Below are 15734 nucleotides of genomic sequence, written 5' to 3' on the forward strand. Positions count from 1 at the left end.
GGGCCACTATTCGCGGCTCCCCTCGCCCTTCGATCGAGAAAAACCCAGGATTCAAGTGACTCTTTGCGTTGGCACGGTTTGCGGACTCCACTCCAGCCGGCCTCTCAGCTAGCGAACCTCAACCTTGTACTTTTTCTTAACAGCATCGGCCAATTTGTTCTGCAACTCAACCAGTTGAGTCTCATTGAGAGTCCCATTTAAATCGCGAAATACCATTCGATAAGCGATAGACCTCATCCCCTCTCCCAGCTGATCCCCAGCGTACACATCAAAAATGGACGCGTCCTCTAAAAGAGGACCACTTTGTTTGCGAATCTCCTTCAAAATCTCACCGGCCTCAACAGAGGAGGGCACCAGAAAGGCCAAATCCCTCTCTACCGAAGGGAACCTGGAAAAAGCTTTTGCTTTAGGAACCCGTGGCTGTCCACGAACCAGACCCTCAAAGGTAAATTCTGCCACCGCCACAGAAGTTCTAAGTTTGTGCTGTTGAGCCAGCAAAGGATGGAGACTTCCCAGCACCCCGATCATTTTTCCCTCTACAAACAATCCCACCGCCTGGCCAGGATGAACAAAACTCGGAGCAATCTCACCACTCAACTTTCGCCACTGGTAAGATCCAATCAAAAGCTTACTTAAAATATTTTCAAGGCTCGCCTTCAATGAGTAAACGGTCGGACATGCCTCACCGCCCCCTCCGGCCCAAATATTCTTCGGTTGTCCCCAACCTACCAAGGCAACACGCGATTCTTCTTTGTAAGCCTTCTCAGTTTGAGAGAACACAAATCCGGTCTCAAAAAGACGGCCATAACTCATCCCTTGCCGAAAATTAGACACGAGATTTTTAAGTAAACCGGGCAATAAACTCACTCGCATTTCATTGGTTTCGTCGTTCAAGGGATTTCGGACCTTCACTCCTTCAGAGGGGGTCGCCAATCCGACAGAATTCAGGTTCGTCGGATCTCCAATAAAATCAGCGCGCCCCTGGCTGCCAAAAAATCCATAGTTCACGACCTGCAAATAACCTTCGGCGGCGATCCAATCGTTGAGCCGATTTTCCAATCTAAACTGAGGAGCGTGAGTCGACGGCGATGCCACCAAGGGAGGAAACACTTCTGGAATCTGGTCATAGCCCTCAAAACGAGCGTATTCCTCAACCAAATCGATAGCCAGATCCAAGTCCCACCGATAAGGCGGGGGCTGAACTTGCCAGTCTCCCTCGGTACTCGGCCGGATCTGACAGCCAATTCTTTTCATCCATTTTTCAAAATTTTCGATCTGTACCGGGTAACCCAATCGCTCTTCAAGATACTCGTGGCGAATGGAAATGGGCCGACGGCTAAAGGGTTGAGGATAAGCATCGTAAAAATCTCTGCTGACGGATCCCCCAGCGACATCAAGGATCAGCGAGCAGGCTCTGTTGAGCGCACGAAGCACTCCCTCTGGGTCTGTTCCACGACTAAATCGATAACTTGAATCCGTATCAATGCCCCACTTGCGGGCCGTCTTGCGAACAGACTCACGAAGAAAATAGGCTGATTCGATAAAAAGATCAGAGGTGACCTCGCTAACTCCCGAATTCAAGCCCCCCACAACTCCTGCTAAAGCAACAGGTCCAGACCCATCTCGAATCACGAGCTCTTCGCCCGAAAACTGCAGTTCTGTTCCATCCAAAGAAATAAATTTTTCACCTGCTAAGGCTTTTTCAACAATGACTGTCTTGTTTCTTAACAGACTTAAATCAAATGCGTGGAGTGGCTGGCCAAATTCAAGCATCACGTAATTGGTTACGTCCACTACGTTGTTAATAGAATTGATTCCCACTTTTTCCAAGCGAGACTTGAGCCAATCAGGACTTGGCCCCACCTTGACTCCAAAAATACCTCTCCCCGCATAGCGCGGACAAAGGTCTGCATTTTTGATTTCTAACTTCACTCGCTCTTGCGTTGAATCCCCTTTTGCTTCTTTCAATTCGACAGAGGGCTGCTGAACATTTCTTCCTAGAAGAGCTCCCACTTCTCTTGCCAAACCTAAGTGACTGAGGCAATCCGCCCGATTTGGAGTTACACTGAGCTCAAAAATCACATCGTTCAGACCCCTGAAGTCGGCAAAGGAAGTTCCGAGTGGAGCCTCTCCAGGTAAAATCATGATTCCTGGGCTCTCCTTTGCCAAACCGAGCTCAACTTCAGAGCACAGCATTCCTTGACTTTCAATTTGGCGAATCTTCGAGAGTTTAATTTCAAAATTTCCAGGCAATACCGCGCCTGGCAGGGCAACCACGACCTTGTCACCTTGTTGATGGTTTGTAGCTCCACAAACAATTTGTCGATTCTTTCCATCTCCGACGTCCACCTGGCACAGAGACAACCGATCTGCATGAGGATGCACATCCTTTACGAGGATCTTGCCGATCACCACATTCTGATATTTTTTTGCAAGATCATCAATTCCTTCAACTTCAATCCCCACCGCTGTCAAACGAGCGGCCAATTTCTCGGGCTCAGAAAAGAATTCATGAACATCGACATAATCGCTCAACCACTTCATTGATAGTTTCATGATTCAAACTGCCTCAAAAAACGAATGTCATTTTCTGCAAATAACCGAATATCGTCGATTCCATATTTGATGATGGCCATTCTCTCTATTCCAAACCCAAAAGCAAAGCCCTGCCACTTTTCCGGATCAATTTTGCAATGGCTAAGGACCTTCGGATTTACCAAACCCGATCCTCCAATTTCTATCCAACCCGAGTTCTTGCACATTCGGCACCCCTTACCCCTGCAAATGGGACAAGAACAGTCAACTTCAGCCGAGGGCTCCGTGAACGGAAAAAAGCTCGGCCGAAATCGAACCTGAATATCCTTGCCAAAAAATTCCTTCACAAAAAAGGAGATCGTTCCCTTCAAATGCGCCATTGATACTTTGCGATCAATTAAGAGGCCTTCAATCTGATGAAAATTGGGGGAATGGGAAATGTCACTGTCACACCTAAAGACAGAACCAGGTGCCAATATTCTCAAGGGTGGCTTCTCATTCTCCATCGTATGGATCTGCACGGGACTTGTATGGGTCCTCAAAACGTGCGTGTCATCGATATAAAAAGTGTCTTGCATATCGCGGGCAGGGTGATCTGGGGGAATATTTAAAGCCTCGAAGTTATACCAATCCTCTTCAATCATTGGACCGGTTCGAACGCTGTAGCCAATTCTCTCCAAAATCCCAACTATCTCATTGATCACCTTTGAAACCGGATGTCTGCCGCCTTTAGCAACCGGGGGGCCCGGCAAACTGAGGTCAAGCTGCTCCTTTTCGATCTGGGCCATCAGCTCTGCTTGGCCAAGGTCCAATTCCCTTTTTGCGTAGGCCTCCTCAAGGGATTGCTTGGCCTCATTGACCCATTTTCCAAAAACAGGCCTTTCCTGGGGGGAAAGCTGGCCCATTTCACGCATTAAAAGCGAGAGTTGGCCCTGTTTTCCAAGGTATTTTACTTTGAGTTCGTAAAGTTCTTTGGAATCTTTTGCAGCCAAAAATGCCGCATTCGCTTCTTTATGTACCGAATTAACTTTTTCTGAGAGCATCCGGCGATTATTGAATGATTTTACAATTCACTTCAATTATTAAGAGAGGATGACGCAAAGAAAACCAAGTCCCAGCCGGAAAGGCTCGCCCAAAAAGGGTAACCCGCCCAAAGCTAACATGAAAAAATCTCCCAGTGTCGCTGAAAAAGGCGGCAAATTTGCAAAAACTCACGGACTGCGTGGCCGCCACCGCCAGCCCGAAAAAATCTATGATTTTATCGAGGCCGACAATCGCATCTTTGATATCTTTAGCCACCACGGATTTAGGGATTTTCCACATGAGAAGCGCCAAGACCTCACTCGATTCTATCGCCTTCTTATGGAGCACCAACAGAAAAACAATGTCACACGTCTCCTCTCTCTGCGCGACGTTGCCATCAAGCATTTTATTGATTCATTGATTATCACCCAATTTGTCAAATTGACTTTTCCACTTCTGGACATGGGAACTGGCCCCGGTTTTCCTGGAATTCCGTTGAAGATTCTATTTCCTGAAAAGCCCATCATCTTAGCCGAAGGCGTCGAAAAGCGCGTCCAATTCCTCAAGAAAGTGAGAGAGGAATTGGACCTCAAAGACCTTCAAGTCATAGGGCGAAACATTACCCCTGAATTTGCTTATCCTGTGGCGGGCGTTATCACCCGAGCAGTTTCTGATATTAGCGAAACTCTGTTGAACGTCTCAAATTGCCTTCAGGCCGGCGGCGCCATCTACCTCATGAAGGGCCCAAGTGTCGACATTGAAATTGAGCAAGCCCACAAACGATGGGGAGATCTCTTTCGCCTAGAAAAAGACGTGGCCTACGATCTTCCATCGACTCCTCACCGCAGACGATTGCTTGTTTACCGCAAATTGAAGTCCTCGCAGGACAAATCACTTTGAAAGTTATTTCGAGTAAAGCCAACAGCAACTATCGTCGTTGGAAAGATCTCCTCAAAGGGCCAGATCTCAAAAAGTCATCTGAATTCCTGATCATAGGCCGAAAACTTGTCCCAGAATTTTTGAATCGCCATCCTGAATGTATCAGTGGGATCCTTTTGACTTCCCCCGAACAGAGAGAACTTCTGCCCATCGCCTCTCCTTGTACTTTGTTTCTCCTCGAGAAAGAGCTGTTTCGGCAAATAGACATATTTTCAACGCAGTTTCCGATTTTGGTGGCCCGACAGCCAGCTATTGCCAACTGGGACCCCAACCTGCCCCCGCATGGCCTTGAGGTTTTCTCTGCCTTGGGAGACCCTTCAAATTTGGGAGCCCTTCTTCGCTGCTGTGAAGCCTTTAAGGTGGGCAAGGTGATTCTTCTTCAGGAATCCACTCACCCGTTCCACCCCAAGGCCGTGCGCTCCTCGGCGGGAAGTTGTTTTCGATTAAATCTTGAATGGGGCCCCTCGATCCAACAAGACCTCGGAGATTTTTTTGCCCTTGATAATTCGGGTCGTTCACTCACAGAATTTAGCTGGCCCCAGTCGGGCCGATTGCTCTTCGGTGAAGAAGGAAATGGGCTTCCTCCAAATAAAAGAGGTTCGTTGTGCCTCAAAATCCCCATGTCTGAAAATCTGGAATCGCTCAATGCAGTGAGCGCGGCAAGCATCGCGCTCTTCCATTATCGCCTGCAGCACCCATTGGACTGAACTGAGGCGCACCCAAGAGAACCCAAAGAAAACTTTGCTATCTCTTATCTCTTATCTCTTATCTCTTATCTCTTATCTCTTATCTCTTATCTCTTTGATTACTATCGTCACTAGCCTTCAAGAAGACTTCGTAACATCCAAGCCGTTTTCTCGTGAATCTGAATTCGCTGAGTGAGAAGATCACAAGTGGCCTCATCATGTGCTTTTTCTGCCTGAGGAAAAATAGAGCGTGAAGTACGAATGACAGCCTCATGCCCTTCAACGAGCTTCGCAATCATTTCGCGAGCCTCGGGGCTACCTGTTTCGTCTTTGATCGAGGACAATTTTTGAAATTCAGTGTAACTGCCTGGGGCCTTTTCACCTAGAGAACGAATCCTTTCGGCGATCATATCTACAGCTAACGCGAGCTCATCGTACTGAGTTTCAAACATCAGATGCAAAGTTTGAAACATGGGACCCGTGACATTCCAGTGATAGTTGTGCGTCTTCAAGTACAAGGTATAACTATCTGCCAGAAGTTTTGATAGTCCCTGAGCAATGGCTTTACGATCATTTTCGGGAATTCCGATATCGATTTTCATAAAAATACTCCTTTGTCGTTAAGCGTTCGCCCCACACTACGCCACTAGGAATTTCTAATCAATAAAGATATGCGGTGACAGCCCAGGCTCCCTCTGGAGTCGGTGGCATTTCTCATGGCAGGAGATAAAAACGGGAGTCCGTTCTATGAAATACCCATATCCGTCCCAAATTTTGCGCGGGTATATCCTCGTGAATTGTTACAGACCAAGCAATATTTTCTCTTTCTTCAGAGTGTTTGGTGAGTTCAAAACAGCAGCAAAATAGTCTTCCTGAGGACCCGGATAACTAAAATCAGCCCTTCTAGAACCCATAAATGCATGAAGTATCGCTACCTTTGGGTTATGATCAAAAAACAATTTATGAGTAATAGAATCGCTGGGCTTCATACCTGCAAGCCGAATCCTTTCAATGTCTCTGCGCGTAACTCTCATTCCTCTCGCCAAGATACCATCAGACGGCAAATCTCTGGCAAAACCATCAATTTCTTTAATCAATTTTGACCTTGCACCTGGTTTCCAGAAATTCTCCAGATCTTCTCTCGTTAAAGGTGAAGAAAATGCATAATCCCGAGACCCCGCAAGCGCGTGGAGGCATTTGCCTTCTTCGATAGGCTGGGACGACCAACACGTGCTCCAAGGCAGGATGGACAGTACAAAACAAAATAGGCAGTTGATCAACTTTATTGGACTCATATAAACCAAGAGCTTTAGCAATAAGGGCGCCAACTTCAATCAAATGTGTTCAGAACTTCTCGCTGAATTAGGGAAAGGGAATGGAAATCTCAATTGTCTTTGGTGGCCCATTTGGAAACCTGGATTTAGGAAATGCAATGGACATATCAGCTTCAATCAGAATGGGAACTGGAAACCCACCCTCACCAGCGGGCGGCAACCACATCAAATCAAAGGCCCCGTTGACTTCAATGTCTAAAGAAACTCCTCCATCTCGATACCGTTCCAATAAGTATTTCATCTCCTTTTTTATAAGATCTTCAACGTACAATGCAAATTTTTGTCTATCGCCCGGTGACATGTTAAATCGTCGAAAGAGTGGGTTATACATCTCTGGCTCGTTCAATTCGAAAGCCTCAGCTCTTTCTCCGAAATTTGATAAAAATCTCGAAGATCCAATCCTGGCAAACCACCTCACGTATCTGTCATTTGGATCTGATTTCGCCAATTCTACCTTTCCCGATACAAGCTCTCCCGAGACCATATGTCTTGTCTCGTAGGCCTTACCTGAAACCTTTATGGGATCGACCATTCTTTCAAACATTCCTCTGTCATATTTGACCGGATGAGAAGTCGCCACCTTATGAAGTAGCTTTTCTAGAGTGGGTCGAGAATGGCGCCGCAAGACTCTCAACGAATAAACATCTTGCCCACCAACTGACTCAAATCCTTCCTTCTTTAAGAAACGTATCCAATCAGATTCGTCTTCTGTGTCGACCAGTTTTGAAACTGTGATATTTAGTTGACCAACGGCCGATGGTTCAAAAAAAATAACACCAGAACCAAGCCCTGAATGGTTAGGCTTATAAACCACGGGGTAGTCAATCACCCCATTGGCCATTTCGTCAATAAACTTGACCAGACTGTAACGACTTTCGAGACGACCGACGTTTAGAAGTGAACTGAGATCTTGAACTGGATTGTAGCGATAAGCGTTCACATAATTTAGACCCTCCTGAATCCGATCTGATCCATAACTCCTAAGATATTCCCTCATCATATCGTTTTTCATCCGCTGAATCATTTCATTCCTCTTCTGAACTGCAAAATCAAATTCGTTTGGATCTGAGTCGATGGCAAAGTAGGGACGAGGAATAGCAATTGGACCTCCATCCAAAAGAACTCTCATGACATATTTTTCCCCAAACAGTCTGTAAAATTGGTAAAGAGTGATCTGGTCCCCTGGCTTCCAGCTGTGCCATGACTTTTGCCTATCATTTGATAGGCCCATTTGATGTCTACACGACTGATCTCCATCCCTTTGAGAAGCAAGAGATGGAATCTGAAACAACGAAGTGACTCCAAAACAAAGTGACAATGAAAGAGTCACTTCTGTCAAAAAGTGCCATGCTCTTGTCAGTGGGACATATATCATTTCCAAGCCTCTGCTTTTTCTAATCTGTTAGACAAGTTTAATTCAACATCCATGCCAGAGCGCAATATTAGGGATTTAATCGCACATCTTGACAAAGATGGCACTTTACAAATGATCAGAGGACATGGAATTATCGGGCCCATGAGTGACAATACGAAAAGCCTCAACAATCCCTCCGGCAACAAATCTATTGTTTTGATTAATTCCCATCAAGAGGGTAAAAGTTTTTCTGCTGAAGAACTGATGGCTCGGGAACTTAACTCATGGCAAGGCTGGCTCTGCGCTGCAAGTGTTGAAAATCTTTGTGTCACCCACGATGGAAATATTTTTGGTGCTGTTTGCAGAGAGGGCGGTTTTCTCGGAAACGTATTTGAGAGCTTTGTCGATTTATCGACCGAATTCATTCTTTGCAAAAAAAGGTGGTGCATGTGCGGAACTGATATGGCTCTCAGAAAATTCCGTTCTCCGGAACACCGTCAGTTGGCCTACCTCGACCCTGTTAAAGAGCTGGCTGATGCCCCTCTCGAAGCATTGGCTGTTCAACCAATTTATCAAAGCCAATGTATTCCCAAACAAGTCACTTGGGAAATCAGTCGCCGCTGCAATTACAGCTGCAGCTATTGTCCTCCTTCGTCGAGCAACAACTATGAGGCTCACCGCAGCTGGGGTTCGCTCAAACAGGGCCTTCAAAATATCTTTCGGGCTTTTGTTAAAAATGATCAATGCAAATTTCATTTTAGTGGTGGAGAACCCACAATCAATCCCTCCTTTGTGGATCTCCTCAAATGGATTAAAGATCGTCCTCCAGAAAATAAACCGGGGTCTCAGCATTATTGTCACGTCACAACCAACGGGAGCAGGCAACCGGAGTATTACGAGGAGCTCATTTCATATACTCAGATTGGTATTAGCGTTCATTTTGAATTTGCCGACCAAGAAAAGCTCCTTGAAACAATTCAAGCAATAGTTGAAAAGAAAAAGGCCTCAGCAGATTTGCGCTGGCAGTGGTTCGGAGTTCGCCTGATGGTTCCTCCTGGATACGGACCTCAGGCTGAAACGCTAACAAGAAAAATTTATGAAATACCGGATTTCCGAAATTATGGCCAACTCAATATTTCTCCTATTATCCGCTTTGCCCCGAACTACGAGGGACATCTGGCTGACTACGAAGAGTCCGAAAAGGCCCTTTTTGAAATTCATGGATGAAACAAAATATTTAACCCAAAAAGGCGATTTTAGGAGATTCTAGATGCTGTCTTTGATACTGCGATTTTTTTTGCTCACGACAACTTTAAACTGGTTTTTTCCTGCAGCCCTTGCGATACACATCCAGGAAGAAAGGACCATTGAATTTAAACAAGAATTTAAACCGCTCGTTCGTGACGAAGCGGTTGAATTGTGGATTCCGATTCCCATGGACTTGACCGGGTATCAGACAGTTCTTTCGCAGCGATACTCTGGCAATGCTGATCAAGTCAAAATTGAAAATATTGATTCTGTTCCCCTCTTGCATGTCACGTGGATCAAGGCGAGCAAGCCCGAATTTGAGATCAGTCATACTGTTCGCATTCAAAACGAACGAAAGGCCACACCGGAGGTTAGCTCCCTCAAGACAGTGAACAGGTATATAAATGCCACATCTCACGTTCAAACAGATGGAATTGTCAGAGAAACAGCATCGAAGATCGTTGGCAATCTATCAGATACGGATAAAAAGGCTGAAGCCATTTATAACTGGATTGTTGACAAATCGATCCGGGATCCAAATGTTCGCGGTTGTGGACTAGGAGATGTCAAATCAACCTTAAAAGCTAACACCTTGGGAGGAAAATGCGCAGATCTCAATTCGTTATTTGTTGGACTTGCACGGGCTGCGAAAATTCCCGCGCGCGAAGTCTTTGGAATCAGAGTTGATTCTTCCATTGAGTCTCCCTCGCTTGGAAAAACGGGGGATGTTTCAAAGGGTCAACACTGCCGAGCCGAGTACTATTCAGAAAAAATGAAGGCATGGATTCCCGTCGATCCTGCTGATATTCGAAAGGTCATCCTTGAGGAAAAATTAAGCCTTGACGATCCAAAAATTGAAAGCTTAAGACGAAAATTTTTTGGATCCTGGGAAGGAAATTGGATCGCCTTTAATCACGGACGTGATTTTTTGGTGAGATCAAAGGACAAAAAAATTCCGATTAACTATTTTATGTATCCCTTGCTCGTAAGTAAGGGACTCAATCCAGACGGCATAGACCCCAAGGAAGTTGCTTACTCTCTGAGTGCTTCTCGCAAATAACTGAATAAACAGATTCGCGAAGACAATCGGTCGAATTCAATCCACTTTAGGATTCAATTAGCCCTCATTGCCTAAAATAAGCTTATGCAATTTAAAATACCAGCAGTCGTTTCTTCAGAAACCCTGACCGAAAAACTCTAAGATGTCCGTCGGAATAATTACTGCCGACTGGAATGACTCCACTTGATCATCCTCATGAGCGGGACCAGAATCTCCGCCCGTTGACTCGGCTTTAGGAGGATAATGACAGTCTAAATTCTGACCATGAGATTCCAATGATACAACCAATTCCTCACCCTCTCGCACCCGCGCAGATTTAATGAGTTCACCGGATGCCTTCCGAGCCTCGACTCCCAAAAATATTGAAGTCCTCGTGAAGCTCCATAAAACCTCCTCAGCCCTCCAAACCTCTATCGAAGCAGATTGCTTTTCGTGCAATTCGGCCAGCCTGATGGGACCAAGTAGCGTCTTGGCCAACACAGGAGAAACATCCGCCCCCTGCTCTTTGACCAAACAAGAGTAGCCCTGAGCCAAGCTTCCAAAAAAGCAGGTCAGACATACCAAAAAACATCGCCATTTCAATAGCTTCATCTCAGCTCACTCCCTTGTGTGCGCAAATCCAGTTTGCACAGAATATTACTGGCATAATACTATATTTGGCCAGGACGGAAGGCTGCAAGGTAAAATTGCATAAATTTCATTAAAGAGAAAAGTGGCGTATTCCTGTTAGCCTCCTCGAAAACGAAAATAGCTGTCCAAAGAAAAGATTCCTATTCATTTTGAAGTTCTTGACTATTCTGGGCCATCAGAAAATCCTTATCCATTTACCAAGGATTCCAATGCCAAGAATTGCAGCGGTATCGACAGCAAATCCCACGCATGTGATTCCTCAAGAGGAAATTAAAAAATTCGCAAAATCGCTTTATGGTGAGCATGAGCTATTCACACGTCTCCTCCCCGTTTTTGATAGCGTCAAGGTCCAGAAACGCCATCTGAGCGCAGATCTAGAATGGTTCAGGTCAAAGCATTCTTTCACACAAACGAATGAACTTTATATCAAAACCGCAGCGGATCTTTCTGAACGAGTTGCTATCGATGTTGCGACTCAATCCAGCATTGATACCGGTGGCTTCGACGTCGTCTTTTTTATCTCAACCACTGGACTTTCTACACCGAGTATCGATGCCCATCTCTTTAATCGCATATCCTTAAATCCCCATATCAAAAGAATTCCAATTTGGGGCCTCGGCTGCGCAGGTGGCGCCGCCGGATTGGCCCGAGCCTACGACTATCTGATGGCCTATCCTCGTCATCGTGCGCTGGTCATTGCAGTAGAACTATGCAGCCTTTCTTTTCAAATCAATGAATTAAATAAAACCAATATCGTCTCCGCGGCCCTTTTTGGCGATGGGGCCGCCGCCTGTGCCGTGTTTGGCGATCTCGTCCCCAGTCCCGAACATTCGGATGCGCACTCGCAGCCTTCTCTTTTGGGAAGCTTCTCCACGATCTATCCAAACTCACTTGATATCATGAGCTGGCAAGCAACCGCAGATGGATTTAAAGTTCGACTCTCTCAAGATATCCCTTCGATTGTGACTTCACTGGTTAAGCGCAATATCGAAGAATTCCTCTGTGACTTAAAAATTTCTCTCAGTGAAATCCATCACTTCATCCTTCATCCTGGAGGAACTAAAGTCTTGCAAGCCTATGCGGATGGACTCAACCTGTCCACTGATAAGCTTGAACATTCGTTTAACGTACTTTGTGAATTCGGAAACATGTCAAGTGCCACGGTGTTCTTCGTATTGAAACGCTTTCTAGAGGCAAGGAATCAACAATCCGGAGAATATGGCTTGATCGGATCTCTCGGCCCAGGTTTTAGCTCTGAACTCGTCATGCTTCAGTGGGACTAAAATGACTGATGATCCGTACAATAGCCTTTAAGATCACCTCTATTTTGATCATCGCATTCCAGAAGAGAATCGAACATGAGATAGGGCCGAGGGCTCTTTCCCAATTGAAGGCTTTCAAGGACTGGGTCTTAGAGCTGAGGCGCAACTTTTCCCCAATTATTCCTTTGTTCTTCCTCCGACATTCCAGCGAAATCCATTCCATCCCGCTCAACGGTCGGAACATTGGGCGTTTCATTTCTCTCGGCATCACCTACGGCCGAAGGCGTTGGCTTGAATTTATCATAGAAGTGATTTATGGCCTGCTCCCAAGGAGCCGGTATATCGCGCAGAAAGAACTCTGATATATTCTGTCGTTGGCTGAATAAACCATGCTGTGGCAGCATTTAAAATCGCTGCCAAAGGGCCCGCCTGAAAGGCCCCTCCGATAACACTTCCAATTGCGGCACCGACCATCCAACCTGAGGGCAAGGCAGATCAAAGTGCTGAGCGGTGACCGCCCCAATAGCCCCTAACACAACGACACCAGCCACTGCCGAGGCTCCGCGCAAGTGACGACCCACCAAAAGTCCTAGAGCATTTTTGATAAAGTTAGGTAAGCGCCCAAGATAAGCAACCTGTTCGGTCACGACCAAAATTTCAACGGTCCACTCAGAAATTGGCGTTGAGACTCTCGTATGTCTATAAGCAGATTTCAGCTTCTTAGCCGTCAATTGGGCGATAAAAGGAGCGAGTTTCTTCTCAACGAAAAGGGCATATGACCCTGACTTGTTTTGTTCCTCGTAGTATTCATGAAGCTTTGTCGCATCGCTAGTCAATCGACGAATTCCCTGTTGCCAGCTTGGCGACTGATCATTGAAGTCTCGCGGAAAATACTCAGACACCTTCTTTTTTTGCAACTTCTTGACCCAGGGGGGAGCGGCATTCTCTTGCCGCACGTGTCCCTCGGCGACCCCCTCAAGGGCTGGCGGAAGATTCGAGACCTCTCCATTTAGCCTCAGTCCAAATGCAATAGACGGACCCTCGCCATAATGGGCCTCAATCTCCCTCTCTGTTGATTGGTATCCAATTTTGCGAAAATGGGCTCAGAATGGTCGTCGAAAAAATTGAATCTCAAAAAATTGAGAAGTTTCCTCGATAGTTCGACAAATGACCAACTACAGTAGCAACAGCAATGGCCCCGAGTCCAAGCTTACAAAGCAAGCTCCATCGCTTCCAATATTTCATTCATATTCATGAGGTTGCCCGACAAAATAACCCGACTTCCCGTCTTTAGCTGCCCTAGCGTGCTGACATATTTTTGGCCAAGCTCTAGCTTCATGGCATTCTTCCCGCCAACGCTCGTCAGAGATTGGGCCACTTTAGTGATGGACTCAGCGGTGGCCACTCCAATAGAGAGTATCTCTTGGGCTCTGCCCTGAGCCTCGTTGATACGCTTTTGCATCTCACCTTCAGACCTATTGATCATTTCGGTCATTTGTCCCTCAGACGTATTGATCAGAGATTGCTTCGCTCCCACGCTTTTTTCGACAATAGCACGACGATTTCGTTCGGCCGTGACTTGTTTTTCCATGGATTGTCGGACGGATTCTGGTGGAATAAGATTTTTAATTTCAAATCGCAAGATATGAATTCCCCATTTCGAAGCAGCTTGATCGAGCACGCCAACAACCTTACCGCTGATGGCTTCTCTTTCTTCAAAAGTTCGATCCAAATCTAAAGTTCCTATCACAGCCCGAGTGGTCGTCTGAGCCAACTGAACGGACGCAAACCGAAAATCAGTAATGCCATAACTCGCTTTGGCCGAATCCATGACTCTCAAATAAATGACCCCGTCCACTTCAACCTGAATTTCATCTTTCGTAAAGCACCTCTGGGGAGGCACCTCCATCGTGTGTTCCTTTAGATCCTGATAGTAAGCCACGCGATCCACAAAAGGAAAAAGCACATGAAAACCACCCTTAATGGTTGCATGATAACGTCCGAATCTTTCGACAATGTACTCGGACTGGGCCGGTACAAGTTGAATGGATCGAATCAATGCGCTCAAGACAAAAAGAAATATGATCCCCAAAAGAGAGACAAAAATCAGTGAATCGATTGACATTTTTACTTCTCCAAGGCCTTGGCACTTTGAGGTGCCGGATTTTTAAGCTCTTCGACAATTCCCTTTAAGGTGGCCAATTCGACCGGATACATGGACACCTTTCCACCTGCTATCACTTCGCCAAGTTGATCAATGTACTGGTCGACCAACTTCATCTTCAAGGCTTCCTTTCCGCCAGGCTGCTCGATGGCTTCACCAATCATTTGCAAGCTCCTCGCCGTCGCATCGGCAATGAGCCGAATGGACTCAGCCCGTCCCGTCGCCTCGTTGATGCGCTTCTGTTTGGCTCCGTTAGAAAGATTAATCGCCATTTGCCTTTCGCCCATCGACACATTGATCAATTTTTCTTTTTCAGCTGTGGCGCGAGTGATTTCTGCTCGCTTTTCTCGTTCGGCCTCCATGTGCTGTTCAAGGGTTTCAATCACGTGCTGAGTGGGAGAAATGTCGCGAACCTCATAACGTAAAACCTTTATCCCCCATGGTTCAGAAGCTCTGTCTATTTCAGGGATGATTTTTGCATTCACGGCCTCTCGCTCAGAGAAAATTTCTCCCAAAGTGATCTTACCCACTTCAGACCTCATCGTCGTCTGTGCCAGATTAATGCTGGCCGCCAGATAGTTTCCAATTCCATAACTTGCTTTTTTTGCATCCATCACCTGCAAATAAAGAAGTCCGTCGATTTCAACTTGAATATTGTCACTCGTAATTACGCTTTGCGGTGGAATATCGATGACCTGCTCGCGAACTTCTTGTCGATAAGCCGCTCTATCAAAAAATGGAATCAAAAAATGAAGGCCTGGCTTTAGCACCGTTAAAAACCTGCCTAACCTTTCAACGATCACGTTTTCCCGTTCAGGCACAATGATAATTGTTTTAAAAACAATAAAACCAATAATTATGATAGTTATGGACATCGCACTGAGCATTGCCTAGTTCTCCTCGGTTTTACCAATCTTCATTACAATCCATGAAATATTGTCACGACCGACAATAACGGCCTTCTCGCCCACGCCAATTTCTTCTTCACCATTCAATTTGGCAGTCCAAGTCGATTCTCCGAAGCTCACGCGGCCCGGACGAGTTGAAGAAATGGACTCCACCACGTCGACCGTTCGGCCAATCATAGCCTGATCCTCGTCGATATTTTGCTTTTCTGTGTCGCTGGGATAGAAACGCACAACCAAAATACGGATCGTAAATATGTAAATAGTGGAACTCACAAACCAGGCCGCCAGCTGAGCAGGGACGCTTTCAATCCAATTCAGATGCAACAAAGCCGCAACACTGAAGGCCCCCAGTCCCACAAAAACAGAAACGAGACCTGGCAAGACCAACTCGGCAAACACTAAAACGGCCCCAAACAAGAGCCAAAACTGAAGCATAGAATCCAACATAACTGAGACCCTAGACCCTATTGCGACCAATATTCAAGACATTTTAAAGGCATTGCGCATTCTTGTTAAAAACTCTTAAATTTAGTCGATTACAGATTCTCTTAGTGCCCCTTTTCACTTCCATTTCTCCTGCTAACAGAGACC

General features: G+C 46.0%; 16 protein-coding genes. 5 read left to right on the top strand and 11 right to left on the bottom strand.

Annotated elements, in window-relative coordinates:
* Positions 1-108: 108 nt before the first annotated feature.
* Both IPJ71_04900 and pheS read right to left on the bottom strand, forming a co-directional pair.
* Positions 109-2556 (bottom strand): phenylalanine--tRNA ligase subunit beta, encoded by a 2448-nt coding sequence (locus tag IPJ71_04900; GenBank protein ID MBK7843021.1) that lies wholly within the window; start codon positions 2554-2556, stop codon positions 109-111.
* Positions 2553-3578 carry a phenylalanine--tRNA ligase subunit alpha gene (gene pheS / locus IPJ71_04905; GenBank protein MBK7843022.1) on the bottom strand — a complete coding sequence of 342 codons (1026 nt, stop codon included), beginning with the start codon at positions 3576-3578 and terminating at the stop codon, positions 2553-2555. The genes IPJ71_04900 and pheS overlap by 4 nt, the downstream gene beginning before the upstream one ends.
* Before the next feature lie 118 nt (positions 3579-3696).
* On the opposite strand from pheS, the gene rsmG reads away from it, so the two are divergent.
* Positions 3697-4458: a 16S rRNA (guanine(527)-N(7))-methyltransferase RsmG gene (gene rsmG / locus IPJ71_04910; protein MBK7843023.1), complete on the top strand. Its 762-nt coding sequence runs from the start codon at positions 3697-3699 to the stop codon at positions 4456-4458.
* The gene (locus IPJ71_04915; protein MBK7843024.1) at positions 4455-5204 is read left to right on the top strand and encodes an RNA methyltransferase; all 750 of its coding nucleotides are present in this window, start codon (positions 4455-4457) and stop codon (positions 5202-5204) included. The genes rsmG and IPJ71_04915 overlap by 4 nt, the downstream gene beginning before the upstream one ends.
* A 110-nt stretch (positions 5205-5314) precedes the next feature.
* Here IPJ71_04915 and IPJ71_04920 read toward each other — a convergent pair whose 3' ends face one another.
* The 3 genes from IPJ71_04920 to IPJ71_04930 all read right to left on the bottom strand — a co-directional run bounded on the left by IPJ71_04920 (position 5315) and on the right by IPJ71_04930 (position 7748).
* Positions 5315-5785, bottom strand: coding sequence for a DNA starvation/stationary phase protection protein (locus IPJ71_04920; protein ID MBK7843025.1), 471 nt, complete (start codon positions 5783-5785; stop codon positions 5315-5317).
* Between the two features lie 198 nt (positions 5786-5983).
* Positions 5984-6478 (bottom strand): hypothetical protein, encoded by a 495-nt coding sequence (locus IPJ71_04925; GenBank protein ID MBK7843026.1) that lies wholly within the window; start codon positions 6476-6478, stop codon positions 5984-5986.
* A 67-nt stretch (positions 6479-6545) separates the two neighbouring features.
* A complete protein-coding gene (locus tag IPJ71_04930; GenBank protein ID MBK7843027.1) occupies positions 6546-7748 on the bottom strand; it encodes a hypothetical protein in 1203 nt (400 codons plus the stop codon).
* 195 nt (positions 7749-7943) lie between these two features.
* Here IPJ71_04930 and IPJ71_04935 point away from each other — a divergent pair, with 195 nt between their 5' ends.
* Positions 7944-9098 carry a radical SAM protein gene (locus IPJ71_04935; GenBank protein MBK7843028.1) on the top strand — a complete coding sequence of 385 codons (1155 nt, stop codon included), beginning with the start codon at positions 7944-7946 and terminating at the stop codon, positions 9096-9098.
* 43 nt (positions 9099-9141) lie between these two features.
* Positions 9142-10179, top strand: a complete 1038-nt coding sequence (locus tag IPJ71_04940) for a transglutaminase domain-containing protein (GenBank protein MBK7843029.1) — start codon at positions 9142-9144, stop codon at positions 10177-10179.
* A 114-nt stretch (positions 10180-10293) separates the two neighbouring features.
* Here IPJ71_04940 and IPJ71_04945 read toward each other — a convergent pair whose 3' ends face one another.
* Positions 10294-10770, bottom strand: a complete 477-nt coding sequence (locus IPJ71_04945) for a hypothetical protein (GenBank protein ID MBK7843030.1) — start codon at positions 10768-10770, stop codon at positions 10294-10296.
* A gap of 248 nt (positions 10771-11018) precedes the next feature.
* Here IPJ71_04945 and IPJ71_04950 point away from each other — a divergent pair, with 248 nt between their 5' ends.
* Positions 11019-12092 (top strand): type III polyketide synthase, encoded by a 1074-nt coding sequence (locus IPJ71_04950; protein MBK7843031.1) that lies wholly within the window; start codon positions 11019-11021, stop codon positions 12090-12092.
* 128 nt (positions 12093-12220) lie between these two features.
* Here the strand turns inward: IPJ71_04950 and IPJ71_04955 are convergent, their stop codons facing one another.
* The 5 genes from IPJ71_04955 to IPJ71_04975 form a co-directional block, all read right to left on the bottom strand.
* Complete coding sequence (locus tag IPJ71_04955) at positions 12221-12475, bottom strand: hypothetical protein (protein MBK7843032.1); 255 nt, start codon at positions 12473-12475, stop codon at positions 12221-12223.
* The gene (locus IPJ71_04960) at positions 12476-13027 is read right to left on the bottom strand and encodes a hypothetical protein (protein MBK7843033.1); all 552 of its coding nucleotides are present in this window, start codon (positions 13025-13027) and stop codon (positions 12476-12478) included.
* 254 nt (positions 13028-13281) lie between these two features.
* Positions 13282-14196, bottom strand: coding sequence for a paraslipin (locus tag IPJ71_04965; protein ID MBK7843034.1), 915 nt, complete (start codon positions 14194-14196; stop codon positions 13282-13284).
* 2 nt (positions 14197-14198) lie between these two features.
* Entirely contained in the window at positions 14199-15122 is a 924-nt protein-coding gene (locus IPJ71_04970; protein MBK7843035.1) for a paraslipin, read from the bottom strand.
* Positions 15123-15125: 3 nt separating this feature from the next.
* Positions 15126-15590 (bottom strand): NfeD family protein, encoded by a 465-nt coding sequence (locus IPJ71_04975; protein ID MBK7843036.1) that lies wholly within the window; start codon positions 15588-15590, stop codon positions 15126-15128.
* Positions 15591-15734: the final 144 nt, after the last annotated feature.

The sequence above is a fragment of the Bdellovibrionales bacterium genome (genome assembly GCA_016714165.1).
In the GTDB taxonomy this organism is placed as follows: domain Bacteria; phylum Bdellovibrionota; class Bdellovibrionia; order Bdellovibrionales; family UBA1609; genus JADJVA01.